At 68.9% G+C, this 12,858-nt stretch carries 11 protein-coding genes, 1 tRNA gene and 1 pseudogene; 8 read left to right on the top strand and 5 right to left on the bottom strand.

Annotated elements, in window-relative coordinates; translation table 11 throughout:
* Positions 1-7: 7 nt before the first annotated feature.
* Positions 8-1,966 carry a V-type ATP synthase subunit I gene (locus AC01Y6_RS01205; protein WP_428721502.1) on the bottom strand — a complete coding sequence of 653 codons (1,959 nt, stop codon included), beginning with the start codon at positions 1,964-1,966 and terminating at the stop codon, positions 8-10.
* On the bottom strand, positions 1,963-2,277 hold the full coding sequence (locus tag AC01Y6_RS01200; RefSeq protein ID WP_347241808.1) for a V-type ATPase subunit subunit G family protein: 315 nt from the start codon (positions 2,275-2,277) through the stop codon (positions 1,963-1,965). Before AC01Y6_RS01200 ends, AC01Y6_RS01205 begins: the two co-directional genes overlap by 4 nt.
* A gap of 101 nt (positions 2,278-2,378) precedes the next feature.
* On the opposite strand from AC01Y6_RS01200, the gene AC01Y6_RS01195 reads away from it, so the two are divergent.
* The 7 genes from AC01Y6_RS01195 to AC01Y6_RS01165 are packed head-to-tail and all read left to right on the top strand — an operon-like array spanning position 2,379 to position 9,895.
* The gene (locus AC01Y6_RS01195) at positions 2,379-3,524 is read left to right on the top strand and encodes a class I SAM-dependent rRNA methyltransferase (protein ID WP_476669875.1); all 1,146 of its coding nucleotides are present in this window, start codon (positions 2,379-2,381) and stop codon (positions 3,522-3,524) included.
* 46 nt (positions 3,525-3,570) lie between these two features.
* A complete protein-coding gene (locus AC01Y6_RS01190) occupies positions 3,571-3,780 on the top strand; it encodes a DUF3248 domain-containing protein (RefSeq protein ID WP_347241806.1) in 210 nt (69 codons plus the stop codon).
* Positions 3,777-4,148 carry a DUF3809 family protein gene (locus AC01Y6_RS01185; RefSeq protein ID WP_476669874.1) on the top strand — a complete coding sequence of 124 codons (372 nt, stop codon included), beginning with the start codon at positions 3,777-3,779 and terminating at the stop codon, positions 4,146-4,148. Before AC01Y6_RS01190 ends, AC01Y6_RS01185 begins: the two co-directional genes overlap by 4 nt.
* 20 nt (positions 4,149-4,168) lie before the next feature.
* A complete protein-coding gene (locus tag AC01Y6_RS01180) occupies positions 4,169-4,843 on the top strand; it encodes a metal-dependent hydrolase (protein WP_347241804.1) in 675 nt (224 codons plus the stop codon).
* Positions 4,844-4,862: 19 nt separating this feature from the next.
* Entirely contained in the window at positions 4,863-5,642 is a 780-nt protein-coding gene (locus tag AC01Y6_RS01175; RefSeq protein WP_428715365.1) for a serine/threonine-protein kinase, read from the top strand.
* A 1-nt stretch (position 5,643) separates the two neighbouring features.
* On the top strand, positions 5,644-7,545 hold the full coding sequence (locus tag AC01Y6_RS01170) for an AMP-binding protein (protein WP_476669873.1): 1,902 nt from the start codon (positions 5,644-5,646) through the stop codon (positions 7,543-7,545).
* Positions 7,532-9,895, top strand: coding sequence for a tetratricopeptide repeat protein (locus AC01Y6_RS01165; protein WP_476669872.1), 2,364 nt, complete (start codon positions 7,532-7,534; stop codon positions 9,893-9,895). Before AC01Y6_RS01170 ends, AC01Y6_RS01165 begins: the two co-directional genes overlap by 14 nt.
* On the opposite strand, the gene murJ is transcribed toward AC01Y6_RS01165, so the two are convergent.
* The 3 genes from murJ to AC01Y6_RS01150 all read right to left on the bottom strand — a co-directional run bounded on the left by murJ (position 9,849) and on the right by AC01Y6_RS01150 (position 12,505).
* Positions 9,849-11,333, bottom strand: coding sequence for a murein biosynthesis integral membrane protein MurJ (gene murJ, locus AC01Y6_RS01160; RefSeq protein ID WP_476669871.1), 1,485 nt, complete (start codon positions 11,331-11,333; stop codon positions 9,849-9,851). The genes AC01Y6_RS01165 and murJ overlap by 47 nt on opposite strands.
* Positions 11,323-12,387 (bottom strand): PDDEXK family nuclease, encoded by a 1,065-nt coding sequence (locus AC01Y6_RS01155; protein ID WP_347241800.1) that lies wholly within the window; start codon positions 12,385-12,387, stop codon positions 11,323-11,325. Before AC01Y6_RS01155 ends, murJ begins: the two co-directional genes overlap by 11 nt.
* Positions 12,388-12,417: 30 nt before the next feature.
* Positions 12,418-12,505: transfer RNA gene (locus tag AC01Y6_RS01150), tRNA-Leu, on the bottom strand.
* A 101-nt stretch (positions 12,506-12,606) separates the two neighbouring features.
* Between AC01Y6_RS01150 and AC01Y6_RS01145 the strand changes: the two are divergent.
* Positions 12,607-12,738: pseudogene (locus AC01Y6_RS01145) on the top strand (transposase); the annotation flags it as partial.
* Between the last annotated feature and the right edge of the window lie 120 nt (positions 12,739-12,858).

Below are 12,858 nucleotides of genomic sequence, written 5' to 3'. Positions count from 1 at the left end.
TCCCTCCCTACTGCGTCTCGCGGACGCTTCTGAACGGCCGGTATGGCCTGCCGTTCTCCTCGTAGAAACCGAACTTGGTGAAGAACTCCACCCAGATCAAACGGATGGGCTGGAGCATGTGGCCCAAGGTGGTGAGGAGGAGGATGAGGAGGTGCAAGACCCCCGCCACCAGAAGGCCCAGGAGCACGCCCAGTAGCCCAAGCCGCTCCGCCATGGCGAAGCCTATATCGGTGAGGAGGCCCGCCAGGATCCCCCCCGCCGCCCCCACGGCGTAGATACGGATGTGGGAGAGGACGTGCCCCGCCTGGGTGAAGATCTCCGGGATCATGAGCCAGATCCGGCTCATGAGGACCGAAAGCAGGAAGACGCCGAACCCCAGGTACATGAGCCCCTGGAGCCAGCCCGCCTGGAGGTTGCCGAGGTAGGAGGCCGCCAGGGCCAGGATGCCCACGAGCCCCCCGAGGTACCCCACCCCCTCCCAGAAGTGGGCCATGTGGCGGTGCTTGAGGCCGAGGTAGGCCCGCAAGATAAGCCCAAAGAAGACCATGACCACCCCGAAGGCCACGGAGAGGAGGATGAGGAGGTTGGCGGTCTTGGCGGTGTCTATGCGGGGGATGAGGATGGGGATAAGCCCCGGGTGCTCGGGGGTGCCGAAGACCCCCAGGTGCTCCAGGAAGGTGCCGAAGAACTCCCCGTAGACCACGCCCCAGACCGCGGTCCAGAAGACCATCCAGTTCAGGATGTAGACCAGCTGGCGGAGGACCGGGGGCTTGAGCCTGAGGGCGAAGAGGTTGATGACCAGGGGCTCGTTCCGCTTCACGTACCCGGAAAGCCACCGCCCCACGAGGTAGAAGAGGAGGGCGTAGCCGATGTCCCCCACGATCATGCCGAACCAGAAGGGGAAGAAAAGGGGAACGACGGGCGTGGGGTCAATGGAGCCGTACTTGGGGGTGTTGAGGAAGCCCACCAGGAGCTCAAAGGGCTTGACCCAGGGGGGGTTGTCCAGGGTCACGGGGACCTGGTCCCGCTCGTGGTGCTCGTCCACGGGCTCGAAGGCGTAGACCACGCTCTCCTTGTGCCGGGCGAGGGCCTCCTCCACCTTGGGCTTGGCCTTCACGGGGACGTAGCCCAAAAGCCCGAAGCCGAAGCGGCCCGAGGCCAGCTCCTCCAGGGCCTTGAGCCGGGCCACCTCGTCCTTGGCCCGGGTCCAGAGACTCTGCAGGGTGGAATGGGCCTCCTGAGCGAGCTTGTAGAGGGCCTGGCGCACCTCGGAAAGCTCCCTGGGGGCGGCCTGGAAGCGCTCCTTCAGGCGCCTCGCCGCCTGGGAAAGGGAAAGGTCGGCGTAGGCCCCGGGCAGGCGGAGCTCGGCCAGGCCCAGCCGGGAGAGGGCGGCCTTGGCGATCTCCTGGTCCTTGCGGTGGACCACCAAAAGGCCGGCGAGCCCCTTGCTGTAGGGCTCCGCAGCCAGCAGGAAGCGGTCTTCCAGGGATTTCCTAAGCCCCTCCTCCACCAGGGGAAGCTCCTTCTCGCTGAGGAGGAAAGGAAGCACGCGGAAGAAGGGGCTTTGGTCCAGGCCGTGGGCCATGCCGGCGAGCTTCTCCAGGGGCTCGAGGTAGGCCTCCGCCAGGGCGAGCTCCTCCTCCAGCTCCTGCTTCTGGCGGGTGAGGCCCTCGGCGTGGGCCTGGATGGGGGCGAGGGCCTTCTCCGCCTCCTCCAGGCTTCCCGGAAAGGGCCTTGCGGGCTCCGCCTCCCGCCCGAGGAGGGCGAGGGTGTGCTCCGCCCCCGCCGCCACGGCCTCCCAGCGCCGCTCTTCCTCCCGCTCCTCCGGGGAAAGCCTGTACCCGGAAAGGGCCTCCGCCCGCAGGGTCTCCAGGTGGACCACCCCGGCCTGCTGGAGGCTTTGGAGAAGCTCCCTAGCCCGGCCCTTGGGCCCGGCCAGGACCAACTTCTCCATGGGAGCGATCACGGCAAGACCCCCCGAAGGACCAGGTCCACCGCCTCCTCCAGGCGGGAAGCGGCCTTCTCCCGCACCGCCCGGGCCTCGGCCTCCGCCTGGGCCCGGTAGCGGGAGAGGAGGGCCTCGGTCTCCCGGGCCTCCCTCTCGCGGTACTCGGCCTCCAGGGCCTTGGCCTTGGCCTCGGCCTCCTCCAGAAGGGCCTTGGCCTCGGCCCCGGCCCGCGCCACAAGCTCCTCCGCCTCCTTCCTGGCGGCCTCGAGGCGGGCGAGGAGCTCCCGCTCCTTCTCCGCAAGGCTTTTAATAAGTCCCAGGCCTCCCATCGCCCCTCCTTATGTGAAAAGATGCGCAAAGCGCGCCCACCGGTTAGGCTACCGGCTTCCGGGGCAAACGTCAACCGACCCCGCTTAAGTATACTTAAGCGGTGCGGATTCTCGTCAACGAACGCGGGGCGGAAAGGCTCCTTTCCCGCCACCTCTGGGTGTTTCGCCGGGACGTGCTTTCGGGACCCGAGGCCCCGGGGCTTTTCCCCGTCTACTGGGGCAAGCGCTTCCTGGCCCTGGCCCTTTACAACCCGCGAAGCGACCTCACGGTGAGGGCGTTCCGCTTCCGGCCGGCGCCAGACCCCGCCGAGGCCCTTCTGGAAAACCTGGAAAGGGCCCTGAGGCGGCGCGAGGAGGCCCTAAAGCGGGAGCCCGAGGGGGGCTTCCGCCTGGCCCACGCCGAGGGGGACTTCCTCCCGGGGCTCGTGGTGGACTACTACGCCGGCCACGCCGTGGTCCAGGCCACGGCCCACGCCTGGGAAGCCCTCCTGCCCCAGGTGGCCGAAAGGCTCAAGCCCTACGCGGAAAGCGTCCTCGCCAAAAACGACGCCAAGGCCCGGGAGCTGGAGGGGCTTCCCCTTTACGTGAGGCCCCTTTGGGGAAAGGTGCCCGGCCAGGTGGCGGTGCGGGAGGGCCGGGTGCGCTACCTGGTGGACCTGGGGGAGGGGCAAAAGACCGGGGCCTTCCTGGACCAACGGGAAAACCGGATCCTCATGGAAAGGTTCTCGGGGGAAAGGGCCCTGGACGTCTTCAGCTACGCCGGGGGCTTCGCCCTGCACCTGGCCCTGGGCTTCCGGGAGGTGCTGGCCGTGGATAGCTCCAAGGAGGCCCTGGCCCGGGCGGAGGCAAACGCCAGGCTGAACGGCCTCCAGCTAAAGACCCTCGAGGCCAACGCCTTTGACCTCCTGCGGAACCTGGAGAAGGCGGGGGAGCGCTTTGACCTCGTGGTCCTGGACCCCCCGGCCTTCGCCAAGGGGAAAAAGGACGTGGAGCGGGCCTACCGGGCCTACAAGGAGGTGAACCTCCGGGCCATCCGGCTCCTGAAGGAGGGCGGGATCCTGGCCACGGCGAGCTGCAGCCACCACCTCAGCGAACCCCTCTTCTACCAGATGCTCCTGGAGGCGGCCCAGGACGCCCACCGCACCCTAAGGGTCTTGGAAAGGCGGGGCCAGCCCTTTGACCACCCCGTCCTCCTCAACCACCCGGAAACCCACTACCTCAAGTTCGCCCTGCTGGAAGTGCTCTGATGCCACCCCACGGGGGCCCCGGAACGAAAAGGGGTAGACTAGGGGCGTGGAGAAGGACCTCTTGGAAGCCCTGGGCCAGCACCTGGTCTGGCGCATCGGCCGGGCGGAGGAGGAGGAGGTGCTGGTGGTGCGGGTGGGGCTGGCCTCGGCCACGCCACGTTTTCGGGAGCTTCCCCGGCTCATCAACCTCCCCGACCAGGAGATGGTCCGCCTGGTCCAGGAAGGCCGGGTGCGGGTGGAGTGGGTGGAAGGATGAAGGTGCGGCTTGAGCTCCAGCGCAACGGCCACCTCCCCCAGGGGCTTCCCCTGGAGCTTTTCTGGGAGGAGGGGGGCCTTCGGGGCCTCCTCCGCCAGGAAAACCCGGCCCTAGGGGAGCTGGTCCTGCCCTTCCGAAGCCGCCTCGAGGGCCAAAGGCTCAAACCCCTCCCCCTCCCTCCCCCCTCCCTCCGGGTCTCGGGGGAAGCCAGGCCCGAGGGGGAGGGCTTCCTCCTCTCCCTGGAGGTGGAGCTCGCCCTGCCTGAAGGGAAGACCTGGGGGGAGCGGGCCTTCCTCCGCCTGGTGGAGGCCATCTTTGCCCTGAGGCTGGAAAGGACCCTTTCCCAGAAGGCCCTCCTCGGGGTATAGTGGCGGCCAAGGAGGCAGGTATGGTGGAGGTACGCTATCTGGGCCACTCGGCGGTCCTCCTCACGGACGGCAAGACCCGGATCGTCATTGACCCCTTCCTCACCGGAAACCCCGTGGCCGCCCTCGGGGTGGGCGAGGTCCAGGCGGACCTGATCCTCGTCACCCACGCCCACGGGGACCACTTCGGGGACAGCGTGGCCCTCTCCAAGAAGGGGGGGGTGGTGGTCTCCACCTTTGAGATCGCCACCTACGCCGAGAAGCACGGGGCGAAGAGCGTCCCCATGAACCTGGGGGGCACCTACCGCTTTGAGGGGGGCTGGCTCAAGTGGGTGCCCGCCTGGCACTCCTCTAGCTTCCCCGACGGCACCTACGGCGGCATGCCCATGGGGGTGGTGGTGGAGCTTTCCGGCAAGCGCATCTACCACGCCGGGGACACCGCCCTCTTCTCCGACATGCGCCTCATCGGGGAGCTGGGCCTGGACCTCGCCCTCCTCCCCATCGGCGACCACTTCACCATGGGCCCCGAGGACGCCCTGAAGGCCCTGGACCTCCTCAGGCCCAAGAGGGTGGTGCCCATCCACTACAACACCTTCCCCCCCATCCGCCAAGACGGGGAGGCCTTCGCCCAGCGGGCCAAGGAGAAGGGCGTGGAGGGGCACGCCCTGAAGCCAGGAGAGGTTCTCCGCCTTGACTAGGGGGGACTTCCGGCTGGAGATGCTTTTGGGCCTGGGCCAGACCGCCCAGGTCTACCTGGGCCGGGCCCCTGACGGGACGCGGGTGGCCCTGAAGATCCCGAAGAAGGAGGTCCGCCAAGACCCCAAGCTCGCGGAGCGCTTCGCCCGGGAGGTCTCCTTCTCCCTCTCCCTCCGGCACCCCCACCTGGTGCGAGGGCTGGCGGGGGTCCCCTTTGGGGAAGAGGCCTTCCTGGCCCTGGAGTACTTCCCCGAGGGGACCCTGGAGGACCGCCTCCGCCAAGGCCCCCTGCCCAGGGAGGAGGGGGTGCGGGCCCTGCTTCAAGTGGGGGAAGCCCTCCTCTTCCTGCACGGCAAGGGGCTCCTCCACCAGGACGTGAAGCCCTCCAACGTGTTCGTGGGGGAGGGGGTCTACAAGCTGGGGGACCTGGGCACCCTGAGGACTCCCGAGGACCGGACCCAGGAATACGCCGGCAGCCCCCACTACCTGGCTCCCGAGCTCTTCCTGGGAGCCTCCCCAAGCCCCAAGAGCGACGCCTACAGCTTCGGGGTGATGGCCTACGAGGTCCTCACGGGAAAGCGGCCCTTCCGGGGCGAGACCCTGGAAGAGGTCCGGAACGCCCACCTCTTCCTCCCCCCGCCCCCCACCAACCTTCCCCCCTACCTGGACCGGGCCCTGAGGCGCCTGCTGCTTAAAAAGCCCGAGGAGCGCCTGGGCGTGGAGGAGTTTTTAAAAGTGCTCAAAGAACCCCCTAGCAAGCCCCAGGAAAGGCCGAAGCAACCAGGCCCATGGAGGAAGTGAGATGGAACCCGTCTGGTATCCCCAGCCCGAGGAAGCCCAGGCCACCCGGCTTTACCGCTTCATGGAGGCCCTGGGCTTCGCCGACTACGGGGCCTTCTACCGCTACAGCGTGGAGGAGGCCGAGGACTTTTACCGCCAGTTCTTCACCCACCTCGGCCTTCCCTGGCGCAAGCCCTACGCCCGGGTGGTGGAAGGGGGCTTCCCCTTCCCCCAGTTCTTCCCGGAGGGGAGGCTCAACCTGGTGGAGGCCTGCCTGCGCCACGACGCCCAAAGGACCGCGCTCCTCCACGAGACCGAGGCGGGGGAGGTGCGCGCCTTAAGCTACGGCGAGCTTAGGGCCGAGGTGGCCCGGGTGGCGGCGGGGCTTAGGGCCCTTGGGGTCAAGCGGGGGGACCGGGTGGGGCTTTGGATGCCCATGGGGCTGGAAGCCGCCGTCCTCCTCCTGGCCGCGGCCTGGCTTGGGGCCATCGCCATCCCCATCTTTTCCGGCTACGCCGCCGAGGCGGCGAGCGTGCGGCTGAAGGACGCCGGGGCCAGGCTCCTCGCCGTCCAGGACGGCTTCCTGAGGCGGGGGAGGAGGGTGGAACTCCTTCCCGAGGCCCGCAAGGCGCTAGGGCTTTCGGGGACGGAACGCCTCCTCGCCGTGCGCCGCCTGGGGCTTCCCCTCGAGGCGGGGGAGGCGGACTACCAGGGCCTTTCGGGGGAGGCCTTCCCCCCGGAGGAGATGGAGAGCATGGACCCCTTCATGCTCATCTACACCTCCGGCACCACGGGCCGCCCCAAGGGCACGGTGCACTACCACGCGGGCTTTCCCCTGAAGGCCGCCCTGGACCTCGCCCTCCTCTTTGACCTTAGGGAGGAGGACCGCCTCTTCTGGTTCACCGATCTCGGCTGGATGATGGGGCCCTGGGCCATTCTGGGGGGCCTCATCCTCGGGGCCACCGTCTTCCTCTACGACGGGGCCCCGGACCACCCGGGGCCGGACCGCCTCTGGCGGATGGCCTCGGCCCACCGCCTTACCCACCTCGGCCTCTCCCCCACCCTGGTGCGGGCCCTCATCCCCTTCGGGGAGGCGCCCGTGGAGGCCCACGACCTCTCCTCCCTAAGGGTCCTCGGCTCCACGGGGGAGCCCTGGAACCTCGAGGCCTACCTCTGGTTCTTCCGGGTGGTGGGCAAGGAGCGGCTTCCCATCGTGAACTACTCGGGCGGCACCGAGGTCTCCGGGGGCATCCTGGGAAACGCCCTCCTAAGGCCCATCAAGCCCATGGGCTTCAACACCGCCGTCCCCGGGATGAGGGCCGCCGTCCTGAATGAAGAAGGAAAGCCCGTGGTGGGCAAGGTGGGGGAGCTCGCCGTCCTCGCCCCCTGGCCGGGGATGACCAAGGGCTTCTGGCAGGACGAGGGGCGCTACCTGGAGACCTACTTCCAGAAGGTGCCCGGGGTCTGGGTCCACGGGGACCTGGCCCTCCAGGACGAGGAGGGGCACTTCTTCATCCTCGGGCGCTCCGACGACACCCTGAAGGTGGCGGGGAAAAGGGTGGGCCCCGCCGAGGTGGAGACCGCCGCCACCGGCCACCCGGCCTTAAGGGAGTGCGCCGCCATCGGGGTCCCCCACCCGGTGAAGGGGGAGGCCATCGTCCTCTTCGCCGTGCTGAGGCCGGGCTTCGCCCCCTCTTTGGCCCTCGCCGAGGAGGTGGCGGAGAAGGTGGCGGAGGCCCTGGGAAGGCCCCTCCGCCCCGAGCGGGTCCTCTTCGTCCCCGACCTCCCCAAGACCCGGAACGCCAAGGTGATGCGCCGGGTGGTCCGGGCCGCCTTCCTGGGCCAGGACCCCGGGGACCTCTCCGCCCTGGAAAACCCCGAGGCCGTCCGGGCCATCCAGGAGCTGGGGAATGCGGGGGCTTAGCCTCTTCCTCCTCCTCGGCCTGGCCCTGGCCTCCCCCCTGGACGAGGCCCGCACCCTCTACGCCCGGGGGGACCTGGAGGGGGCCCTTTCCCGCCTTAAGCCCCTCCTTTCGGGCTACGACCCCCCTGAGGAGGCCCTTCTCCTCTCGGGCTTCGCCCAGTACCGGCTGGGCAGGGTGGAGGACGCCCTCTTCACCTTCGCCCGCCTGGTGGGGACCCTAAAGGGCGGCCCCGAGGCCCTTTACGGCTTCGGCCTCGCCCTAAGGGCGAAGGGGGACCTGGAAGGCGCAAGAAGCGCCCTGGAGGAGGCCCTCCGGCAGGGCTACGGGGACGCCGAGGCCGTCCTCCGCACCCTCCCTCCCCCTTCCCCACCCGCCCCCAAGGCCCGAAAGATTCCGCCCCCTTTTAGGGCGGAAAAGGGGGCCTTCTTTGTGGGGGGAAAGCCCCTAAGGGTGCGGGGGGTGAACCTGGGGGTGGCCCTCCCGGGGCGCTTCCCCGCGGAGTTCCCCGAGGCGCTTTGGCTTTACCGAGCCTGGCTGGAGCTTTTGGGAAACATGGGGGCCAACGCCGTCCGGGTCTACACCCTCCTGCCCCCCGCCTTCTACCGGGCCCTCCTGGGCTACAACCTGACCCACCCAAAGAGCCCCCTCTACCTCTTCCAGGGTGTCTGGACCGAGCTTCCCGAGGAGGAGGGCTACGGGGACTGGGAGGGCGCCTTCCTGGAAAAGTTCCTCCTGGAAGGGCGGGAGGTCCTGGACGCCCTCCACGGGGACCTCCGCCGCCCGCCCAAGCCCGGCCACGCCCACGGGGACTACACCGCCGACGTCTCCCCTTGGACCCTGGGCCTTTTGGTGGGGCGGGAGTTTGAGCCCTACTCCGTGGCCGCCTACAACGAGCGCCACCCGGGGCGGGCCTACCGGGGCCGCTTTGTAGAGGCCCTCCCCGGGGCGAGCCCCTTTGCGGCCTACCTCGCCGAGGTCCTGGACCGCCTGGCCACCTACGAGTGGGAGGCCTACGGCGCGGCGAGGCCCCTAGGCTTCGTCAACTGGCCCACCCTGGACCCCCTCACCTGGGAAAGCGAGGCGAGCTTCCAGGAGGAGTACCGCCTGAGGAAGGCGCGGGGGGAAAGGGTGGAGCCCCCGCGGGCGGGCCCCCTCCACGAGGAGGACACCGTGGCCCTGGACCCCACCCACCTGCGCCCCGCCGCGGGTAGCCCCGCGAGCCTCTTCGCCGCCTACCACGTGTACCCCTACTACCCCGACTTCATGGTCAACGAGCCGAGCCTGGAGGGAGGCCGCTACCGCAAGTACCTGGAGCGCCTCGAGGCCCACCACGGGGAGATGCCCCTCCTCATCGCCGAGTTCGGCCTCCCCACGAGCCGCGGCCTCGCCCACTTCCACCCCGAGGGGTTCCATCACGGGGGGCTCTCGGAGGAGGCCCAGGCGGAAAGGGTGGCCGCGCTCTGGCGGGACATAGAGGGCCTAGGCCTGGCGGGGGGCCTGGTCTTCGCCTTCCTGGACGAGTGGTTCAAGAAGAACTGGCTCTTCATGGACCTGGAATACCCCCCCGAGCGGGACCCCCTCTGGCACAACCTCCTGGACGCCGAGGAAAACTACGGGCTCCTCGCCGCCACCGCCAAGGGGGCGTTCCGCCTGGACGGCGACCCCGAGGAGTGGGAGAAGGTGCCCTTCCTCCTCCGGGAGGAGGGGCGCTTCCTCAAGGCCTACGCCGACCCCGAGTACCTCTGGCTCCTCTACCGGGGCCCCCTCCCTCTGAGGGTCTACCTGGACACGGTTCCGGGAGGGGTCCCGGTGGCCGAGGGCTTCGGGGCCGAGTTCCCCCTGGAGGTGGGCCTCGAGGGGGGGAGGCTTCTCGTGGAGAAGGGGTACTACCCCTACGAGGAGCTTTCCCACGGCCTTCCGGGGACGGAGTTCCTCCACTTCCGGGGGTTCACCAGGCCCGGCGGGGGCCCCTTCGTGCCCTTCGTCCTCGAGCCCAACCGCCGCCGCACGGGCCGGGACGGCACCGACTACCCCCGCAAGACCTACGAGCTGGGAGCCCTGAGGCGGGGGGAGGACCCCCTGGGGGCCCGCGACCCCACCGCGGACTACGCCCTTGGGCCCGAAGGGCTTCTGGAGGTGCGCCTTCCCTGGGGCATGCTCCTCATCACCGACCCGAGCCGCCCCACGGCCTGGTACGCTCCAGAGCCCATCCCCATAGAGGGCGTTGGTCTCCTCCTGGAAGGGGGAAAGCCCCTCCGCTTCGCCTGGGCCCCCTGGGAGGCCCCCGCCTTCGCCTTGCGGCTCAAGCCCCTCTACTACCGGCTGAGAGACCTCTGGCGAGGGCCCTGAGGGGGAGGCCCATCGCCCAGGCGGCGAGGAGGAAGAGGGCCACTCCGCCTCCCCCCCCGAGGAGGAGGGGAAGGAGGGTCCCGTGGGAGGAGGTTGCGCGGAGGAAGCTTCCCAGGATGAGCCCGGGCACCGCCGCGAGAAGCCCCGCCAGGGAGGCGCGGAGGAGGTAGGGGGGCACGTACCCCACCCCCACCCCCTCCCGCTCCAGCCGGAAGAGGTAGAGGAAGAGGCCCAGGTACCCCGCCAAGGCGGTAGAGAGGTTCAAAAGGAAAAGCCCCGCATCCTTTAGAAGCCAGTAGCCCAGGGTGTTGAGGAGAAAGACCAGGGCGCTGGCCATCACCGCTTCCCGCACCTTCCCCAGGGCGTAGAGGCCCCTTAGAAAGAGGGTGTTCACCCCCCAGGGAAGCACGGCAAAGCCCAAGGCGGCGAGGACCTGGGCGCTAAAGGCCCGGTTCTCCGGGGTGAGGGGCCCGAAGAGGCCGAAGAGGAGGACCACCACGAAGGGAGCAAGCCCCGTGAGAAGCCCCCCAAGAAGGGCGAGCACCAGGCTCAAGCGCTCAAAGGGGCCCCGGAGAAAGCGGGAGAGCTCCTCGCCCCTCAGCGTGCTCATGCGGGGAAAGAGGGCGATGGCGGGGCTCGTAGCGAAGAGGCCCAGGACCATCTGGAAGACCACCTCGGCGTTGTAGAAGCCCGTGACCGCCGCCTGGGGGTAGCGGGTGAGGATGTTGGTGAGGACGAGGTTTAAAAACTGCCTGAGGGAGGTGGTGAAGGCGAAGGGCCCCATGCGGAGGAGGGCGGGGAGGAAGGCCCGGTGCCAGCGCCACTCCAGGCGGAAACCCCGGAGGAAGGGGAGCTGGACCAGGGCCTGGAGAAGCCCCCCGAGGGCCACGGAGAGGCCCAGGGCCGTGGGGTCTCCGGGGAAGAGGGCCATGAGGCCGATGGCCACCAGGTTGAAGGCGATGGGCCCGAGGGCGTAGGGCAGGAAGCGTTCCTCGGCCTGGGTGAGGGCGGAGAAGAGGGCGGCCATGGAGAGGCCGAGGAGAAAGGGGAGGAGGAGCCGGGTGAGGTAGACCACCTGGGCGAAGGCCTCTGGGGTCCTTAGGTGGCTCCCTTCCGCCACCAAAAGCCCCGCCACAAAGGGGGCGAGGAGGTAGCCTAGGCCTAGGACGAGGAGGTTCACGCCCAGGAGGAAGGCGGCGAAGCGGCGGGCGAAGGACTGGGCCTCCTCCTTGGAGAGGCTTTTTAGGAGGGGGATGAGGGCGTTCTGCACCGCCCCTTCCGCGAGGAGCTCCCTGAGGAGGTTCGGCACCCGGTAGGCCACGTTGAAGGCGTCCTTGAGGGCGTCGGGGTAGAGGGCGTTGAAGACCGCCTGGCGGACGAGGCCTAAGACCCTCGAGGCCAGGGTCCCCCCCATGACCAGGAGGACCTTACGGACCATTCCCCTCCAGCGCCTCCTGGAAGACCTCGAGGAAGTTCGCCTGGTTCACCACGGTGAGCCCGTGGAGGGCGGAAAGCTCCTTGGCCCGGGCCTTGTCCATGCCCAAGAGGACCAGAAAGCTCTCCTTTTGGGAAAGCCCGAGCACCTTTTTAAGCCCGGCGTACTTGGCGATGTGGGCCTGGAACTCCCCGGTCTTGGCCTCAAACCAGTAGACCCGCTCCCCCACCCGCGCCAGAACGTCCAGCTCCATGGCCTCCCCACCGGGAAGGGCCACCTGGTAGCCCACGGCCACCTCGTGGGGAAGGTTCTTGGAGCGGAGAAACTTCCTCAGGCGCTCGGCCACGTACCGCTCCAGCCAGCCCCCGGTGAGGAAGTTCTGCACCCAGCCCTCGGTGCTGGCCTTGGCCCGGAGGCGCCGGTCCTCGCTCTTGTAGTGATAGGAGGTGAGGAGGGCGTACTGCTTGAGCATGGTGCAGAACTGGGTGGAGTTGGCGATCTCGTCCTGGGAGGCCTCGGCCAGGGAGAGCTCAAACTGGCGCTTGGTGGATAGGCTTTGCTTGAGGCGCTCGTAGAGCTTCTCCAGGCTCGGGTAGCGGTCCCCCAGGAAGAGGGCCAGGCGGGTGAGGACCTTTTCTTTCTCCTCGTCCTCGGGCTGGGGCCTCCTCACGAGCTGGAGGCCGAGCCCCTGGAGCCACTCCTCCAGGGAGGCGGGCTTTCTCTTGGGCCCCTCCTGCCCCCGGGCGAGGCGGGCCGCCCCGGAGGCCTCCTGCGCAAGCCGCCACATCTCCCCCGCCAGGGCGAAGAAGCGGGCCCGCACCGGATCCCCCTCCCCCTCCAGGCCGGAAGGCACCACCCCGGAGCGCAAAGCCTCGAGGAGCCAGGCCTCCAGGGCCTCCCTAAGGGCTTCCCGGGCGGCCTCGAGGTGGGAGGCCTCCACCCGGAGGCCCTGCTCAGGAAGCTCCCCCACGTAGCGGCCTGGGCCCAGGAGGTCGTACCGGGCCTGGGCCATGACCCGTTCCAAATACCGGGTGATCGCGCCCACGCCCCCAAGCATAGCAAAGGCCCCGGCAAGGCCGGGGCCCTTTGGTGCCGGGGACGGGACTCGAACCCGTACGGGGGTAACCCCCCAGCGGATTTTAAGTCCGCAGCGTCTACCGTTCCGCCACCCCGGCGGGCGCTTCCCATGCTACCCAAAGGGAACCTCTCCGCCAAGCCTCTTATAGATTCCTTCGTGTGCTAAGAGGCTGTCGTAAAAGGGTGGTATCCTTAAGGGGTGACTCTTAGACGATCTTACCCCAGCGACCTCAGCGATGCGGAGTGGGCCCTCCTGGAACCCCTCATCCCCGCCCCTAAGCCCGGTGGCCGCCCCGCCAAGGTGCCGAGGAGGGAAAGGGTGAACGCCATCCAGAAGGTGTTCCCCTAAAGGGGAAGCACGTTACGTCCTGGAGAACGGCATCAAGTGGCGGGCCATGCCTCGTCACGCCGCAGGCGTACGTTCCCGACTTGCCCCACTGGTCCACCGTCT

Source organism: Thermus sp. (genome assembly GCF_056332225.1).
The sequence above is the reverse complement of the archived record's forward strand: the minus strand, read 5'-3'. Positions and strand labels throughout refer to the sequence as shown.

Excerpts from the sequence above, each read along its gene's own strand:
- AC01Y6_RS01200 (WP_347241808.1), bottom strand. The coding sequence starts at position 2,277 with ATGGGAGGCCTGGGACTTATTAAAAGCCTTGCGGAGAAGGAGCGGGAG.
- AC01Y6_RS01185 (WP_476669874.1), top strand. The coding sequence starts at position 3,777 with ATGAAGGTGCGGCTTGAGCTCCAGCGCAACGGCCACCTCCCCCAGGGG.
- AC01Y6_RS01180 (WP_347241804.1), top strand. The coding sequence starts at position 4,169 with ATGGTGGAGGTACGCTATCTGGGCCACTCGGCGGTCCTCCTCACGGAC.
- AC01Y6_RS01175 (WP_428715365.1), top strand. The coding sequence starts at position 4,863 with ATGCTTTTGGGCCTGGGCCAGACCGCCCAGGTCTACCTGGGCCGGGCC.
- AC01Y6_RS01170 (WP_476669873.1), top strand. The coding sequence starts at position 5,644 with ATGGAACCCGTCTGGTATCCCCAGCCCGAGGAAGCCCAGGCCACCCGG.
- AC01Y6_RS01165 (WP_476669872.1), top strand. The coding sequence starts at position 7,532 with ATGCGGGGGCTTAGCCTCTTCCTCCTCCTCGGCCTGGCCCTGGCCTCC.
- murJ (WP_476669871.1), bottom strand. The coding sequence starts at position 11,333 with ATGGTCCGTAAGGTCCTCCTGGTCATGGGGGGGACCCTGGCCTCGAGG.
- AC01Y6_RS01155 (WP_347241800.1), bottom strand. The coding sequence starts at position 12,387 with ATGCTTGGGGGCGTGGGCGCGATCACCCGGTATTTGGAACGGGTCATG.